This window comes from Stenotrophomonas sp. YIM B13575 (assembly GCF_042787595.1).
Lineage (GTDB): Bacteria > Pseudomonadota > Gammaproteobacteria > Xanthomonadales > Xanthomonadaceae > Stenotrophomonas > Stenotrophomonas lactitubi_B.
Genome location: NZ_JBHZOP010000073.1, coordinates 1 through 15,887 on the forward strand (window position 1 = coordinate 1; position 15,887 = coordinate 15,887).

Genomic DNA, 15,887 nt, shown 5'->3' on the forward strand with positions numbered 1-15,887 from the left:
GTCCGGTTGCGGGGGGCGCTGCAAGTACGTCCCTGTAAGCTCGGTCGCCGCATCCATGCGGCTCACGCCCCCGCAACCGGACCCACCCCGCCTTCGACAGGTTCCCACTGCTGTTGGTAAATGCTCTTGGTGGGTGTCGACCTTGGTCGACACGTCGATCCACGTCATGCGTGGATGTTCTTCGTTCAATCGTTGAAAAATCGATTTCGATTGAGATTCATCCACGCATGGCGTGGATCTACCGGGGTTGGTTGCGCCCAAAAGAATCCCCGGCCGACCCGCATCGGCCGGGGATGATATCGCCACGCCCTTGGAGAGCGTCTCTACCGTAGCGCGTTCCTGCAGTGGTGGTGATCGCCTGTGGCGATGACAACCAAGCCGGTGGCTATCAGCCGGCCAGCGGCAGGCAGACGTCGGCGCGCAGCTGGTGCGCAGGCACCTGTTCGGGATCATCGAGGAAGTGGAAATACAGGGGCGCGTCGGCAAGCGCGTGCCCACTGTCCGGCCACCAGTCGCGCAGCAGTGCGTCACCCACCGCCTGCAGCTGCTCATAGGGGCCGACGTGGTGGACAACCGCATGCGGTCCGACCCCGAGGGCCTGCCGCCGCAGCGGCGATGACAGTGGCGGCAACCCCGTGGCAAATCCCATGCCGCAGTCGAAGCGGTGCGACCGTGCCGGTACGTCACGGTGGTCATCGATGGCGATGCCCACCAGATGCAGCAGATCGTGGGCCAGGCCCTGCGTCTGCGCCCATTCGAACAGGCGACCGAAGCTGGCGTCGAGATCACCGAAGGCACCCTGTGCGCGCAACAGCACGACCTCGAACGGCTGCAGCGCGCGCACTTCCACCTTCAACGGGGCGACGGTCTCTGCGTCCACGTCGGCCGGTGGCTGGGCCAGAACGTGCTGCCATTGCTGCCGCAGCGCTGCATCGGCACGCAGCGCGCGCGGGGTGGTATCCAGGCGCTGCCGGCAGCGCCGCGCCAGGGCCTGAGCGCTCTCGTAGCCTGCGGCCAACGCGGCGTCGGTGACGCTTGCATCAGGCTGCTGCAGCGCCTGCAGGGCGTTGAGCAGACGCAGGCGATCCAGCGTCTGCCCCGGGCTTTCACCGGTCAGCGCCCGGTACAGGCGCTGGAAGTGATAGGGCGACTGATGCGCCACTGTCGCCAGCGCGGTTACATCCGGCAGCGCCTGCTGCTCACGCAGGCAGGCCTGCAGATGGTCGATGACCCGTTCGATTCCCTGCGCTTGGCGCAGGCCTGCAAGCCGTTTCATGACCATCTCCCATCGAGGACATGGCTGCGATCGTGCCTGATCCGCCGGCCGCGCGCGTAACCGATCCTGCGCGATTTGCTGCCCTCAGGTCTCGGCCAACGCCTGCTCCAGGTCAGCGCGCAGGTCGCCGATGTGCTCGATGCCGATCGACAGGCGTACGGTGTCCTCGCTGACCCCGGCCCTGGCGAGCTCGGCGGCATCCAGCTGGCGATGGGTGGTCGACGCCGGATGGGTGGCCAGCGACTTCGCATCCCCCAGGTTCACCAGCCGGGTGAACAGCTTCAGTGCATCAAGGAAACGCGCGCCGGCAACGCGCCCGCCGGGCAGGCCGAAGGTCAGCACGCCGGAGCCGTGGCCGCCCAGATAGCGCTGTGCCGCCGTGTGTTCGGGATCTTCGGGCAACCCGGCATAGCGCACCCAGGCCACCTTCGGATGCGCGCGCAGGTACTGCGCCACGGCCAGCGCGTTGGCGTTGATCCGCTCCATGCGCAGGGCCAGGGTCTCGATGCCCTGCAGGATCAGGAAGGCGTTGAACGGTGACAACGCGGCACCGGTGTTGCGCAATGGCACCACCCGCGCACGACCGATGTACGCCGCCGCGCCGAGCGCTTCGGTATAGACCACACCGTGATAGCTCGGATCGGGCTGGTTCAAGCGGGCGAAGCGCTGCGGCTGTGCCGTCCAGTCGAAGCGGCCGGAATCGACGATCGCCCCGCCCAAGCTGGTGCCATGGCCGCCGAGGTACTTGGTGAGCGAATGCACGACGATGTCGGCGCCATGTTCGAACGGGCGCAGCAGGAACGGCGTGGCCACGGTGTTGTCAACGATCAGCGGCACGCCCGCAGCATGCGCGACCTCGGCGATCGCGGCGATGTCGGTGACGTTGCCGCGCGGGTTGCCGATCGATTCAACGAACACCGCCTTGGTGCGCTCGTCGATCAACGCGGCGAACGCAGATGGGTCGGCCGGATCGGCAAAACGCGTCTGGATGCCGTACTGCGGCAGCGTGTGCGCCAGCAGGTTGAGGCTGCCGCCATACAGCGCGCTGGCGGCGACGATGTTGTCGCCAGCCTCGGCAATGGTCTGGATTGCATAGGTGATCGCCGCCTGCCCGGAGGCCAGTGCCAACGCGCCGATGCCCCCTTCCAGTGCCGCCACGCGCTGCTCCAGCACGTCGGTGGTGGGGTTCATGATGCGCGTATAGATGTTGCCCGGCACCTTCAGGTCGAACAGGTCCGCCCCGTGCTGGGTGTCATCGAATGCGTAGGCCACGGTCTGGTAGATCGGCACCGCCACCGCGCGCGTGGTCGGGTCGGGGCGATAACCGCCGTGCACGGCCAGGGTTTCCAGTTGCCACTGCGGATCGCTCATTGCACCAGGCTCCATCCGGGGAAACGTCCACCATAGGCCACCCTTCACCCGCCACTGAGAGCCCCTGGCGATGACGCCAGTACCTGCGGTTATCAGGTTGCCCAGGATTCAGGCAGTCGTCATGGGCCGTTGCTAGGCTTCGCCGCCGGGCCCTTCGACCCGGACAAGGACGCCCTACCGATGCAGCCCTCCCCGTGGACTCCCGCCGCTGGCAACCCGACCCAGGTGCTGCTGGTCGAGGACGATCGCCGCCTGGCCGAGCTGGTCAGCGACTACCTGCGCGAACATGGATTTGCCGTGCAGCACGTGCCGCGTGGCGACCTGGCCAGCGCGGCCTGCCGCCAGCACGCGCCGGAACTGGTGGTGCTGGACCTGATGCTGCCTGGCCTCGGTGGCATCGATGTGTGCCGGCAGATCCGCAGTTTTTCCGACGTGCCGATCCTGATGCTGACCGCGTGCGAGGACGATATCGAACAGGTGCTGGGCCTGGAGTCCGGCGCCGATGACTACGTGCACAAGCCGATCGAGCCGCGCCTGCTGCTGGCACGCCTGCGCGCGCTGCTGCGCCGCCGCCATGGCAGCGGCCCTGCCGGGGTGCCGTGCCGGCTGATGCATGGCGAACTGCTGGTCGATCGCGTGCAGCGCGAGGTTCACCTGCATGGGCAACCGGTGGAACTGGGCACCACCGAATTCGAGATCCTCTGGCTGCTGGCCAGCCAGCCCGGGCAGATCCTCTCGCGCGACCAGATCCTGCAGGCGGCGCGCGGCATCGGTTTCGATGGCCTGGACCGCAGCGTGGATGTCTGCATCGGCAAGCTGCGCCGCAAGCTCGGCGACGATGCGCGCGAACCGCGCCGGATCAAGACCGTGTGGGGCCGTGGCTACCAGTTCAACCCATCGGCCTGGTCGGCGTGAAGCGCCTGTTCCTGTGGTTGTGGTTCGTTACCGGTGCCTGCCTGCTGGTGTCGGTGTTCAGCCTCAACCAGCTGCTGGACCGCATCTACACGCCCCTGCAGGAACGCGTTTTCGTCGAGCAGGTCCGCGGCCAGGTGTACGCGCTGCGCAGTGGGCTGGCCGGCCTGGACCACCCGCAGCAACAACAGCGCCTGGCGCAGTGGCAGCCACACTACGGCATAGCACTGTCGCTGCTGGATGCACCGCCGGTACTGGATGACAAAGAGCGCAGTGCCCTGCGCGGGGACGGCTTCATCGTCCGCGACCGCTACCAGCAGGTGCTGCTGCCCATCGAGGGTGCTGACGGACGCTGGCTGCAACTGCGCTTTCCCGGCGAAGTGCAGATGACGCTGTACATGACCGTCGCCGCGTACCTGTGCATCCTGCTGCTGGTCGGCGCCTGCCTCTATGCCTGGGTACGCCTGCTGTGGCGCGACCTGGAGGCGCTGCGGGGTCATGCAGACCGCATCGGTGCCGGCGACCTGCAGGCGCGTGCGCAGGTATCGCCGCGTTCGCAGATCCGCGTCATCGTCGAGCATTCCAACCGCATGGCAGCGCGCGTGGCCGAACTGGTGCAACGGCAGCGCGATCTGACCCATGCCATTTCCCACGAGCTGCGCACGCCGATCGCACGCCTGGCCTTCGGCCTCGACCTGATGCAGGACAGCAACGACCAGGCGCGGCGGGCACACCTCGCTGCCGGCCTGCATGGCGATCTGGCCGAGCTCAACCGGTTGGTCAGCGAGCTGCTGGCCTACGAGCGGCTGGAGCATCCCAACGACGCCGAGCCCATGCAGCGGATCGAAGCGAACGATTGGCTGCAGGCCTGCATGGAAGACGCGCGGCGCGATGCCGAGCGCGCGGGCCTGGTGCTGCAGGTGTGGCCCAGTGCGCTGCCACGCGTCGATGCCGAGCCGCGGCTGCTGCAGCTGGCCCTGAGCAATCTGGTCGGCAACGCGATGCGCTACGCACGCACCCGTGTGGAGGTGTCACTGGTCAGCGTGGCCGGCAAGGCCTGCCTGCGCGTGGATGACGATGGCCCCGGCATCGCCGAAGGCGATCGCGAGAAGGTGCTGCGCCCGTTCACCCGACTGGATGACAGCCGCAGCCGCGATACCGGCGGCTTCGGCCTGGGCCTGGCCATCGCCGGGCGCATCGCGGTTCGTCACCATGGCGAACTTCGCGTGGGACGCGCGACCCTCGGTGGCGCGCGCCTGGAAATGCACTGGCCAATGGCTGCCAGCTGAACGGCGCAGGCCGCGCTTACAGTTGCTTACAACTCCCGCACAACTGCGGACGGATTGGTCGCCGGCGTCCCGCCACGCTGGCGACCCAGCAGCACGCGCCGGATGCGCGCGCTGCACTTCCTCCCAATGCAGAGAGTTGCCATGTCCCACCTTCGCCGTTTCCCCACCCTGCTCGGCCTGGCCGTGCTGCCGTTGTTCGCAGCTTCCGCAGCGCATGCCAAGGATGACCAGTGGACCTTCGAGCTTGCTGCCGGTGGCGGCGTCGCCCCGCGTTACAGCGGCAGCGAGGAATTCCAGGCCGCCCCCACACTGTCCTTCGACGTGACCTCGCCGGGCGGCTGGTTTCTGGGTACCAGCGGTGCGGGTTGGGGTACGGCGATCGGCGAACACACCCGCGTGCGTGCCTACGTCGGTGGCAGCGGCAGCCGCCGCGAGAAGAACTCGATCCTCGGCGGCTCGGACTTCCTGCGTGGCATGGGCGATATCGATACCCGGCCGCTGGTCGGCCTGGCGGCTGGCTATACGCTGGGTGAGGCGGTGCTGAGTGGTTCCTGGCAGTACACGCTGAAAGACGACGACAAGGGCGACAACGGCCTTGCGACCCAGCAGATCCATCTGAACCTGGAATTGCCGTTATTCGATCTGGCCGGTGGCGTGGTCAGCGGCAGCGTCTCCACCGACTACGGCAACCGCGGCTACATGCAGACCTGGTATGGCGTCAGCCCTGACCAGGCCGCTCGCACCGGTTTCGCCCAGCACAAGCCCAAGGCTGGTCTGGTCAGCGCCGGCCTGGGCATGAAATGGAGCCATCGCGCCGGTCGCAACGGCAACTGGTACATCGCCGTGGAAGGCACCCGCCTGCTGGGCGATGCGGCAGACAGCCCGATCGTGCAGAAGGCCAACCAGTTCGGGCTGATGACCGGGTATACGCACCGGTTCTGAGGCTTGCCGGCAAGCGCCGGATGCGGCCGGTCGCTACAACCGAAACGGGGCGCTGCAATCCTGCAGCGCCCCGTTTGGCTCAGGCTCAGGCCTTGGCGAACACCAGATGGCCGCCGTCGTTGCCCACTTCGATGGTATCGCCGTTGGCGAACGCACCAGACAGGATCTTCTGCGCCAGCGGGTTCTCCAGCTGTGCCTGGATCGCACGCTTCAACGGACGCGCACCGTACACCGGATCGAAGCCGACGTTGCCGAGCAGATCGAACGCTGCATCGGACACCACCAGCTTCAGGCCACGCTCGGCCAGGCGCTTTTCCAGGCCACGCATCTGGATACGTGCGATCTGCTTGATCTGCTGCTTGTCCAGCGGATGGAACACCACGATGTCATCCAGGCGGTTGATGAATTCCGGACGGAAGTGCGCCTGCACCACGCCCATCACCGCCGCCTTCATCTGCGTGTAGGCCTCCGGCGTGTCATCGCCACTCATGTCCTGGATCTGGTGCGAGCCCAGGTTCGAAGTCATCACGATGACGGTATTGCGGAAGTCCACCGTGCGGCCCTGGCCGTCGGTCAGACGACCGTCGTCCAGTACCTGCAGCAGGATGTTGAACACATCCGGATGCGCCTTCTCCACCTCATCCAGCAGGATCAGCGAATACGGGCGACGACGCACGGCCTCGGTGAGGTAACCACCCTCCTCGTAGCCTACGTAGCCCGGGGGCGCACCGATCAGGCGGGCGACGCTGTGCTTCTCCATGAACTCGCTCATGTCGATGCGGATCATCGCGTCGGCGCTGTCGAACAGGAACTCGGCCAGCGACTTGCACAGTTCGGTCTTGCCCACGCCGGTCGGGCCCAGGAACAGGAACGAGCCACCCGGTCGATTCGGATCGGACAAGCCGGCACGCGAACGACGCACTGCGTCGGACACCACCTTGATCGCCTCTTCCTGGCCGACCACGCGGTTGTGCAGCACCTCTTCCATGCGCAGCAGCTTGTCGCGCTCGCCTTCGAGCATCTTGTTGACCGGAATGCCGGTCCAACGCGAGACGACCTCGGCGATCTCCTCGTCGGTCACGCGGTCCTGCACCAGCTTGAAGTCGTGGTTCTCCACTTCCTGGGCGGCCGCCAGCTGCTTTTCCAGCTGCGGCAGCACGCCATACTGGATCTCGCTCATGCGGGCGAAATCCTGCCGGCGCTGCGCAGACTCGAGTTCGACCTTGGCCTGCTCGACCTGTTCCTTGAGCTTGGTCGTGCCCTGCAGCGCGGCCTTCTCCGACTTCCAGACCTCGTTCAGATCGGAGAACTCGCGCTCCAGCGCATCGATATCGTTTTCCAGATCGGCCAGGCGCTGCCGCGAGGCATCGTCCTTTTCCTTCTTCAGCATCTCGCGCTGGATCTTCAACTGGATCAGGCGGCGTTCAAGCCGGTCCAGTTCCTCCGGCTTGGAGTCGATCTCCATGCGCAGGCGTGAAGCGGCTTCGTCCATCAGGTCGATGGCCTTGTCCGGCAGCTGGCGGTCGGTGATGTAGCGGTTGGACAGCGTGGCCGCAGCGACGATGGCCGGGTCGGTGATCTCCACCCCGTGGTGCACCGCGTACTTTTCCTTCAGGCCACGCAGGATCGCGATGGTGTCCTCCACCGTCGGCTCGCCCACGAACACCTTCTGGAAGCGGCGCTCCAGCGCGGCATCCTTCTCGATGTACTTGCGGTATTCGTCCAGCGTGGTCGCACCGACGCAGTGCAGTTCACCGCGTGCGAGTGCCGGCTTGAGCATGTTGCCGGCATCCATCGCGCCATCGGCCTTGCCCGCGCCGACCATGGTGTGCAGCTCATCGATGAACAGGATGATCTGCCCTTCGCTCTTGGCCAGGTCGTTGAGCACGCCCTTCAGGCGCTCCTCGAATTCGCCGCGGAACTTCGCACCGGCGATCAGCGCGCCCATGTCCAGCGACAGCACGCGCTTGCCACGCAGGCCCTCGGGCACTTCGTCGTTGATGATGCGCTGGGCCAGGCCTTCGACGATCGCGGTCTTGCCCACGCCGGGTTCGCCGATCAGCACCGGGTTGTTCTTGGTACGACGCTGCAGCACCTGGATGGTGCGGCGGATCTCCTCGTCACGGCCGATCACCGGGTCGAGCTTGCCGCTCTCGGCACGCGCGGTCAGGTCGATGGTGTACTTCTCCAGCGCCTGCCGCTGTTCTTCGGCGTTCTCCGACTGCACGTTCTCGCCGCCACGCAGCTTGTCGATGGCGGTCTGCAGGCGCGCCTTGTCGGCACCGGCAGCGCGCAGCGCCATGCCCAGCGTGCCGCCGTCTTCCAGCGCGGCCAGCACGAACCACTCGCTGGCAATGAAGGCGTCGCCCTGCTGTTGTGCCAGCTTGTCGGTGTGGTTGAGCAGGCGGTTGAGATCGTTGCCGATCGACAGGTTGCCGGCCTGGCCGGACACCTTCGGCAGCGCTTCAAGCGCCTCGTCCAGGCGCTCGCGCAGCACCGGCACGTTGACGCCGGCCTGCGCCAGCAATGGCCGCGTGCTGCCGCCCTGCTGGTCCAGCAGGGCGCTGAAGACATGTACCGGTTCAATGATGCTGTTGTCGCGGCCTACCGCCAACGACTGCGCGTCTGCCAGCGCCTGCTGGAAACGCGAGGTGAGCTTGTCCATGCGCATTGTGAAACCTCATCGGTCATCTTGGCCGGCCGCGCCGGCGATGCTGGAAAGATGCGGTTGCCCCACCCGGTTTCAAGGGTGGCTGCGACTGCATTCGAAGGCCAGTCAGCCTGCGGCCAGCATGCCGGACGGGGTGTGGTCGGCGCGTTGATCCTGCGCAAGCCATTGCGCGCTTGGCACTGGAATCCGCGCACCGCGGATGCAATACTTGCGAATCATTCTCATTTCGATCAAGCCCGCAACCCGCTTCCCATGGCTCCTCACCACGAACAACTGGGCATGCTGTACCGCGATCACCGCGCCTGGCTGCAAGGCTGGTTGAGTGGGCGCGTGGGCAATCGCGATGTGGCTGATGACCTTACCCAGGACACCTTCGCTCGCCTGCTGCAGGGACGCGACCTGGCTGCGCTGCGCGAGCCGCGCGCTTTCCTGACCACCGTGGCGCGTGGGCTGGCCGCCAACTGGTTCCGCCGCCAGGCATTGGAACGCGCGTATCTGGAGTACCTGGCGCAGTTTCCAGAGCCAGTGCTGCCCTCGTTGGAGGAACAGGCGCTGGTGCGCGAAGCACTGCAGCAGATTGATGCGATGCTGGACGGGTTGCCGGCGATGGCACGCCGGGTGTTCCTGCTGGCGCAGTTCGACGGGCTTCGCTATGAGGCCATCAGCGAAGAGCTGGGACTGTCGCTGTCCACGGTGAAGCGGCACATGAAAAGGGCACTGCTGGGCTGCCTTGCGTATGCCGGCTGAGACCGCTGCCGCACCGGCACTTCCGCCGCGCGTACTGCAGCAGGCAGCCGATTGGCTGATGCGCCTGCACGAAGATGGCAGCGTGGCGCAGCGCGCGCGGTGGCAGCGCTGGCACGATGCCGATCCCGACCATGCACGCGCGTGGCAGCGCGCGGAACATTTGCTGGCGCTGAGCGGGCAGGTTCCACCGCCATTGGCCCACAGCGCACTGCAGCGCGCCGCCTCGCCGGGCCGGCGTGCGCTATTGCGCAGTGTCGCCGCACTGGTGGTCGCCCCGCTGGGTGGGTGGCTGGCCTGGCGCCTGTACGACGAGGCCGCATGGAACGCCAGCGTGCGTACCGCCGTGGGCGAGCGCCTGCGCCACGTGCTGGACGACGGCAGCGTGCTGCAACTGGATACCGATACCGCCGTAGACATCGCCTTTGATGGTCAGCAACGCCTGTTGAGGCTGCGGCACGGGCAGGTGCAGGTGGGGACCTCGCCCGATCCGCAGCAGCCGACCCGGCCGTTCCGGGTCGCTACACCGCAGGGCATCGTGCAAGCGCTCGGCACCCGCTTCAGCGTGCGCCTGTTCGCCGAGGACGCGCTTCTGGTGGTGCAGGAGGGTGCAGTTCGCATCGATACAGGCACGCGGCATCGCCGGGTCGATGCAGGGATGCAACTGCGCTGGAACCGGCAGTCGCTGCCACAGCCGCAGCCCGCCAACCCCGGCGCGGATGCGTGGACCCACGGCATGCTGGTAGCCGACGCCTTGCCACTGCAGCAGCTGGTGCAGGAATTGGGTCGCTACCACCGCCACTGGCTGCGTGTGGATCCGGCGATCGCCGCACTGCCCGTGTCCGGTGCCTACCCGCTGGATGACCTGGACCGCAGCCTGTCCATGCTCGCAGCGACCTACGCCGTGCAGGCCCAGCGGGGGCTGTGGATCCAGCTGCGGCCGGCCGACACCCGCGGGTGACACTTTTTCCCGTTTCGGGGGGCAGAGGAAGTGAACCCTCTTATTCCGCCCCTCTTCCATGCCCATGACTTCCACCCGCCTGCGCGTGAGCGTGCTGGCCGCCGCCCTCGTCGCCACCCCGGTGTTCGCCCAGAGCGCACCTGTCGCGCCAGCAGCACCTGCCACCGCCCCGTCGCTGGGCAGCGCACTGAGCACGTTCGCCGCCGAACGCGGTGTCGCCCTGTCCTTCGATCCATCGCTGACCCGCGGCCGCCAGGCAGCGCCAGTGACGGAAGGACTCGATGTGGATGCAGGGTTTGGCGCGCTGCTGCAGGGCAGTGGGCTGCGCGCGGTACGCCGCGAGGACGGCAGCTACACCCTGCGCCGCGCCACCGTCACCCGCCAGACCCAGCCGCTGCGCGTGGGCGGCGCCGATGGCCGGGTTGCACTGCCACAGGCCCTGCCCTACGGACAGGGCATGACGATGGACGCCGATGCGCTCGAAGCGCAGGTAAAGGGCAATGGTGATATCGCCACGGCCCTGCGCAGCAACCCGGCCGTGCAGTTCAGCGATTCGAACAACAGCAGCCGCAACATGGGCGAGATCCGGCCGGACGACTTCAGCATCAACGGTGCGCCGTACTACCAGAACCTGTTCCTGCTCGATGGCGCGACCATCAACAACGACATCGACCCCGCGTTCAACTTCTCCGGCACCGGCAACCCCAACAACGCGGTGGACGTGCCCAGTGCGGCACAGGGCATCGCCGTGGATGTGGACCTTCTGGAATCGCTGACGGTGTATGACGCGAACGTTCCGGCGGCGTACGGCGGCTTCACCGGCGGCGTGGTCGATGCGCGCAGCCGCAAGGCCAGCGATGGCCTGCATGGCAAGGTGTGGATGCGCATGGCACGCTCGGCCTGGGACCAGATCATCGCCAACGACGCACAGGCTGAAAACTACGCCGATTCGGCCACCTATGCCTACCAGCCGCAGTACGACAAATACCGCGTGGGCGCGCGCCTGGAGGGCCGAACTTCGTTTGGCCTGGGCATCATCGGCACGGTCACCCGCACCCACTCGGACATTCCGCTGCGCGCCTATTCCGCCGGCCGCGACTCTGCTGGCGATGACGTCAACCAGAAGACCCAGACCCGCGAGAACACCAGTGCCAGCGTTGCCCTGGACTGGCAGAACGACGATGGCCTGACATTGGGCGCAAGCTTTTCATATGCGCCCAGCGATGACCGCTACTACATCATGAACGGCCGTGATTCCTGGTTCGACATCAAATCCGGAGGGCCTACCGCCAGCCTGCGTGCGAACTGGACCCACGGCGCCTGGACCCTGCGCAATACGGTCAACTACAGCAATGTGGAATCCTCGCGCCGCAGCGACCTGGACTACATGCGCAACTGGTCCAGTTCCGAGGAATTCAACTGGAGCCCGACCGGCATCAGCTCCGAGGGAAGCTATGGCAATGTCGACCAGAATGACCGCCGCATTGTCTACCGGGCGGTGGTGGACCGCGACATCTTCACGGTCGGGCGCAGCGAACACTCCCTGCAGTTCGGCCTGGGCGTGCAGCGCCGTGACGGCAGCTATGAGCGCCTGAATGATCATTCGGTGTATCTGTCCACGGGCGTCACCAGCAGCTGCAAGCTTTCCGACGGCACCATCGATACGTTCTCGTGCTCGCTCTCGCCGCTGCGTGCCGGTGGCGCCGGGCAGTACTTCAAGCAGCGGCAGCTTTACCACGCCGGCAGGTTCGAGGTCAGCGGCGAGGAATACGAAGCGTGGCTGCAGGACGACATCCACGTGGGCAACTGGAACATCCGCCCGGGCCTGCGCCTGGACCGCAACAACGTCTGGAGCCAGACCAACCTGTCCCCGCGCGTAGCCGTTTCCTGGGATGTGCTGGGCGACCGGCGCACGGTCATCAATGCCGGCGTGAACCGCTACTACGGCCGCAGCTTCTACAGCTACCTGCTGCGCGATGGCCGTGAACGCCTGCGCGAGACGCTGGTGCGCACCAAGGCATACACTACGTGGGCCGATGCCACCAGCACGACCAACGTGGCGACCAACCGCCTGCGCGACGTCGATTCGCCCTATAGCGATGAGTGGACCCTGGGCGTGGACCAGCGTGTGGCAGGACTGGTCTTCAACCTGAAGTACGTCAACCGTGCCACGCGCAAGGACATCCTGCGCCGCAAGGTCGACGGCCCCGATCGCACCCTCTACAACCTCAACACCTTCGAATACACCAACGAAGGCCGCAGCGATGCGGAGATCTGGACACTGTCGGTCGCTTCGCAGCGGCCCTTGGAGGTGCTGGGCACGCGCAACAGCTTCCAGCTTTCGGCTGACTACACCGACGTCAAGCGCAGCTACAACAGCTACGAAGACAGCGACGACATGTTCGAGCTGGTACGCCTGGATGGCAAGCTGATGTACCGCTACGAGCTGCCCGCCACGCAGTTCCTGCGCCCGTGGAGTGCACGCCTGAGCACCCGCACCGAAATTCCCGCTCTGGGCTTGAGCTGGAACAATTTCTTCCGCTACCGCGCCGGCTTCGAAGGCTTTTCCACCGGTGCGTCGCAGACCATCGATGGCATCACCGCACCCAACCTCACCAGCCGCAAGTACGCCGGCACCTGGACCTGGGACGCCAACCTGGAATATCGCCTTGCACTTCCACGCGACCAGGAGGCCTACGCACGCATGGAGGTGCAGAACGTGCTCAACCGCAGCAACCTGACCACCGCCAGTGGCACTGCAGCAACCACCATGTACTACGAACCCGGCCGCAGTTTCTGGCTGGAACTGGGCTATTCGTTCTAAGCCTGTGGCCCGCGCAGCTGCGTCGGGCCATTGCAGATGAAGCGTACCCGTCCCCTGCGCATGTTGCTGCCCGTCGCTGCCCTGTTGCTGGGCGGCGCGGGCGGGCCAGCGCCCGCGCGCAGCAGGCCCTGCCCCGACATGCTGCTTCCGCGGCCAGAGGGCGTGTGCCTGCGCGCCCTGTACAGCGGGCCCAGCGCAGGCTGGCCCGCACCCGACGTGGAGCCCGGGGTGCTCTGGTACGAGCTGGCGCCACTGCCGACACCGGTCGATCCTGCGGACAATCGATCAACACCTGCCAAGGTGGCGCTGGGCCGACGGCTGTTCTTCGACCCCATCCTGTCGAAGTCGCGGCAGTTGGCCTGCGCCAGCTGCCACGACCCGGACCTGGGCTGGGCCGATGGCCGCCGCGTGTCATTCGGGCAAGACCGTCAGCCCGGTCGCCGCAATGCACCGAGCGTCGCTGCCAGTGCACATGTTGCGCCGCTGTTCTGGGATGGCCGAGCCTCCACGCTGGAGCAGCAGGCCCTGCGCCCCATCGCCGATCCAGTCGAGATGGGATTCACGGCGCAGGGCGCGGTGCGCCGCCTGCGCGGTGATGCGTCCTATCGCCATGCCTTCAACGAGGTGTTCGCGCAACCACGCATTGATGCCGCCCAGCTGGGCCAGGCGATAGCTGCCTTCGAACGCAGCCTGTCGCCACGCAACAGCCGTTTCGATCGTTTCCTGCGCGGTAATGTCCATGCGCTGGAGGATGCGCAGCTTCGTGGCCTGCATCTGTTCCGCACCACTGCCGGGTGCATGAACTGCCACAACGGCCCGGCCCTGACCGACAACGGATTCCACAATCTCGGCCTGCACTTTCATGGCCGCGCCCGGCAGGATCTTGGGCGGTATGAGATCACTGGCGATCCTGCCGACAGCGGCCGTTTTCGCACCCCATCGCTGCGTGGTGTGGCCAGCACCGCGCCCTACATGCACAACGGGCTGATTCCGCGCCTGTCCGGCGTGCTGGCGTTCTACAACGCGGGCGGTGCGCGTCCGCGCCCGCCCGCAGCGTCGGCAGCCAACGCCGATCCGTTCCCGCAACCCGATCCGTTGCTGCGCCCGCGTGGGCTCAGCCGCCAGGAACTGCAGGACATCGAAGCCTTCCTGCAGTCGTTGTAGTCCTCAGCCATGCGTGATGGCTGCCCGGATCGCCCGCAGCTGCCGCTTGACCGCCCGCGCCTGCGCCGCGTCCATGCGCAGCAAGGCCTTCTGGCCGATCGAGCGCGATTGCAGCGTGGCATCGACGAAGCGGTAGCGTCCGCGCTCATCGCGCTCCACCAGCGGCGCTTGAGCCAGCTCAGGGGTGTCCAGCAGATGATCGATGACAGACACCAGGCGGTCATTGAAGTAGCCGTCGGGCCGGCCAAGATCGACGTAGGCCTGCTGGATCAGCGGATAGAAGCGCTTGTAGGCAACGGCCGCGGCCGCCGGGTCGAGCGCAGTGAAGGCCTGCACATAGGGCGCGTAGCGCGCCGCATTGGCCGCGGCGATGCGTTCGCCGCCCTCGCCCTGCTCCACCTGCAGGCTGCCCGGCAGTGGCCGAGCGGCCAGCGCGGTAGGCGGCACGCTGGCCTTGTCCAGGGTGTCGACCTGGGTAACCAGCCGCTGGATCAGGTGATCACGCAGCAGCACGGTCAACGCGCCCTCGCCCTTGAACAGTTCGCTCAATGCGCTCCAGGCAGCGGCATCGCTGTCAGCCAGCGTTGGCAGTGCCGGGTCGGCGGCGGCCTCGGCATCCAGCGGATGCCTGATCGGCGGCGGTGCGGGGTCCTGGGTAGCAGCGGGCTTCGGTGCGGCGCCTGCCGTGGTCGGCGTGGATTGCACCGGCACCGATACGCCATCTGCCAGGCCCTGCAACTGGTCGCGGAACAACCATGTGCCCGCGCCACCCACCACCACCACGCCCAGAACCCAGGGCCAGACCGCTTTTCCACTCTGCATGATGCAGTACCTCGCTTTTCACCTGCATGGACAAGGTGTGACTCCCCTCGTTCCGCTGGGTTCCCTCCCCGTTCCGCTGGCGTTGTGGTTCACGCCTGCTTTGCGCGGTACGCGCGACCCTGCTGTTCTTGTCTTGCGGAGAAGCCTCATGCAGTACGCGCTGTACTACTGGACCGGCATCCAGGGCCGTGGCGAATTCGTGCGGCTGGCGCTGGAAGATGCCGGCGCCGACTATGTCGACATGGCGCGGGTGCACGGCGACGCGGTGATGCAGCCGTTCCTCGACGGCCACAGCGAAGGTGCGCAACCGTTCGCGCCACCGTTCCTGAAGGCCGGGCGACAGGTCATCGCACAGGTCGCGGCCATTCTCGATTTCCTCGGCCCGACACTGGACCTGGTTCCGCAGGCCGCCTCACGGCGCATGCAGGCGCTGCAGTGGCAGCTGACCATCGCCGATCTGGTGGCCGAGGTGCACGACACCCACCACCCGATCGCTGCGTCGAAGTACTACGAGGACCAGAAGACCGAAGCGAAGGCGCGCGCAGCAGCGATGCGCGGGGAGCGCCTGCCGAAGTTCCTCGGCTACTTCGAGCAGGTGCTGAAGGCCAATGGCGGTCGCCACCCGCTGCGCGAACACTCCTACGTGGATTTGTCACTGTTCCAGCTGCTGAGCGGGCTGGACTACATGTTTCCGAGTCGCATGCAGGCCCTGTGGCCGACGCTGCCGCTGCTGCGCGCGTTGAAGGATCGGGTGCAACAACGGCCCAACATCGCCGCCTATCTCGCTTCGGAGCGGCGGCTTGCCTTCAACACCAACGGCATCTTCCGGCATTACCCGGAACTGGATGACGAGAAGTAGCGCCGGGCCATGCCCGGCGGCAACGCAACCCAACGCTGGGCATGGCCCGGCG

At 66.6% G+C, this 15,887-nt stretch carries 12 protein-coding genes; 8 read left to right on the top strand and 4 right to left on the bottom strand.

Features of this window, described 5'->3' with window-relative positions; translation table 11 throughout:
• Positions 1–388: 388 nt before the first annotated feature.
• Both ACFX4F_RS13020 and ACFX4F_RS13025 read right to left on the bottom strand, forming a co-directional pair.
• On the bottom strand, positions 389–1,276 hold the full coding sequence (locus ACFX4F_RS13020) for a GyrI-like domain-containing protein (RefSeq protein ID WP_380655896.1): 888 nt from the start codon (positions 1,274–1,276) through the stop codon (positions 389–391).
• A gap of 84 nt (positions 1,277–1,360) precedes the next feature.
• Positions 1,361–2,647: an O-acetylhomoserine aminocarboxypropyltransferase/cysteine synthase family protein gene (locus ACFX4F_RS13025; protein ID WP_380655898.1), complete on the bottom strand. Its 1,287-nt coding sequence runs from the start codon at positions 2,645–2,647 to the stop codon at positions 1,361–1,363.
• 180 nt (positions 2,648–2,827) lie between these two features.
• On the opposite strand from ACFX4F_RS13025, the gene ACFX4F_RS13030 reads away from it, so the two are divergent.
• The 3 genes from ACFX4F_RS13030 (at position 2,828) to ACFX4F_RS13040 (ending at position 5,790) form a co-directional block, all read left to right on the top strand.
• On the top strand, positions 2,828–3,562 hold the full coding sequence (locus tag ACFX4F_RS13030) for a winged helix-turn-helix domain-containing protein (protein ID WP_380655901.1): 735 nt from the start codon (positions 2,828–2,830) through the stop codon (positions 3,560–3,562).
• Positions 3,559–4,848 carry an ATP-binding protein gene (locus ACFX4F_RS13035; protein WP_380655903.1) on the top strand — a complete coding sequence of 430 codons (1,290 nt, stop codon included), beginning with the start codon at positions 3,559–3,561 and terminating at the stop codon, positions 4,846–4,848. The genes ACFX4F_RS13030 and ACFX4F_RS13035 overlap by 4 nt, the downstream gene beginning before the upstream one ends.
• Positions 4,849–4,989: 141 nt before the next feature.
• Positions 4,990–5,790, top strand: coding sequence for a MipA/OmpV family protein (locus ACFX4F_RS13040; protein ID WP_380655905.1), 801 nt, complete (start codon positions 4,990–4,992; stop codon positions 5,788–5,790).
• Positions 5,791–5,875: 85 nt separating this feature from the next.
• Here the strand turns inward: ACFX4F_RS13040 and clpB are convergent, their stop codons facing one another.
• Positions 5,876–8,461, bottom strand: a complete 2,586-nt coding sequence (gene clpB / locus ACFX4F_RS13045) for an ATP-dependent chaperone ClpB (RefSeq protein ID WP_380655908.1) — start codon at positions 8,459–8,461, stop codon at positions 5,876–5,878.
• Positions 8,462–8,713: 252 nt separating this feature from the next.
• Here clpB and ACFX4F_RS13050 point away from each other — a divergent pair, with 252 nt between their 5' ends.
• The 4 genes from ACFX4F_RS13050 to ACFX4F_RS13065 all read left to right on the top strand — a co-directional run bounded on the left by ACFX4F_RS13050 (position 8,714) and on the right by ACFX4F_RS13065 (position 14,154).
• On the top strand, positions 8,714–9,208 hold the full coding sequence (locus tag ACFX4F_RS13050) for a sigma-70 family RNA polymerase sigma factor (RefSeq protein WP_380655910.1): 495 nt from the start codon (positions 8,714–8,716) through the stop codon (positions 9,206–9,208).
• Positions 9,198–10,166 (top strand): FecR domain-containing protein, encoded by a 969-nt coding sequence (locus ACFX4F_RS13055; protein ID WP_380655922.1) that lies wholly within the window; start codon positions 9,198–9,200, stop codon positions 10,164–10,166. Before ACFX4F_RS13050 ends, ACFX4F_RS13055 begins: the two co-directional genes overlap by 11 nt.
• A 64-nt stretch (positions 10,167–10,230) precedes the next feature.
• Complete coding sequence (locus ACFX4F_RS13060; RefSeq protein WP_380655912.1) at positions 10,231–12,990, top strand: secretin and TonB N-terminal domain-containing protein; 2,760 nt, start codon at positions 10,231–10,233, stop codon at positions 12,988–12,990.
• Between the two features lie 228 nt (positions 12,991–13,218).
• Positions 13,219–14,154 carry a cytochrome-c peroxidase gene (locus ACFX4F_RS13065; RefSeq protein ID WP_380655915.1) on the top strand — a complete coding sequence of 312 codons (936 nt, stop codon included), beginning with the start codon at positions 13,219–13,221 and terminating at the stop codon, positions 14,152–14,154.
• A 3-nt stretch (positions 14,155–14,157) separates the two neighbouring features.
• Here the strand turns inward: ACFX4F_RS13065 and ACFX4F_RS13070 are convergent, their stop codons facing one another.
• Positions 14,158–14,976: a DUF3014 domain-containing protein gene (locus ACFX4F_RS13070; protein ID WP_380655917.1), complete on the bottom strand. Its 819-nt coding sequence runs from the start codon at positions 14,974–14,976 to the stop codon at positions 14,158–14,160.
• Positions 14,977–15,124: 148 nt separating this feature from the next.
• On the opposite strand from ACFX4F_RS13070, the gene ACFX4F_RS13075 reads away from it, so the two are divergent.
• Complete coding sequence (locus tag ACFX4F_RS13075) at positions 15,125–15,835, top strand: glutathione S-transferase (RefSeq protein WP_380655920.1); 711 nt, start codon at positions 15,125–15,127, stop codon at positions 15,833–15,835.
• Positions 15,836–15,887: the final 52 nt, after the last annotated feature.

Coding starts and splice junctions, on each gene's coding strand:
- ACFX4F_RS13020 (WP_380655896.1), bottom strand. CDS start 1,276: ATGAAACGGCTTGCAGGCCTGCGCCAAGCGCAGGGAATCGAACGGGTC.
- ACFX4F_RS13025 (WP_380655898.1), bottom strand. CDS start 2,647: ATGAGCGATCCGCAGTGGCAACTGGAAACCCTGGCCGTGCACGGCGGT.
- ACFX4F_RS13030 (WP_380655901.1), top strand. CDS start 2,828: ATGCAGCCCTCCCCGTGGACTCCCGCCGCTGGCAACCCGACCCAGGTG.
- ACFX4F_RS13040 (WP_380655905.1), top strand. CDS start 4,990: ATGTCCCACCTTCGCCGTTTCCCCACCCTGCTCGGCCTGGCCGTGCTG.
- clpB (WP_380655908.1), bottom strand. CDS start 8,461: ATGCGCATGGACAAGCTCACCTCGCGTTTCCAGCAGGCGCTGGCAGAC.
- ACFX4F_RS13050 (WP_380655910.1), top strand. CDS start 8,714: ATGGCTCCTCACCACGAACAACTGGGCATGCTGTACCGCGATCACCGC.
- ACFX4F_RS13055 (WP_380655922.1), top strand. CDS start 9,198: ATGCCGGCTGAGACCGCTGCCGCACCGGCACTTCCGCCGCGCGTACTG.
- ACFX4F_RS13060 (WP_380655912.1), top strand. CDS start 10,231: ATGACTTCCACCCGCCTGCGCGTGAGCGTGCTGGCCGCCGCCCTCGTC.
- ACFX4F_RS13070 (WP_380655917.1), bottom strand. CDS start 14,976: ATGCAGAGTGGAAAAGCGGTCTGGCCCTGGGTTCTGGGCGTGGTGGTG.
- ACFX4F_RS13075 (WP_380655920.1), top strand. CDS start 15,125: ATGCAGTACGCGCTGTACTACTGGACCGGCATCCAGGGCCGTGGCGAA.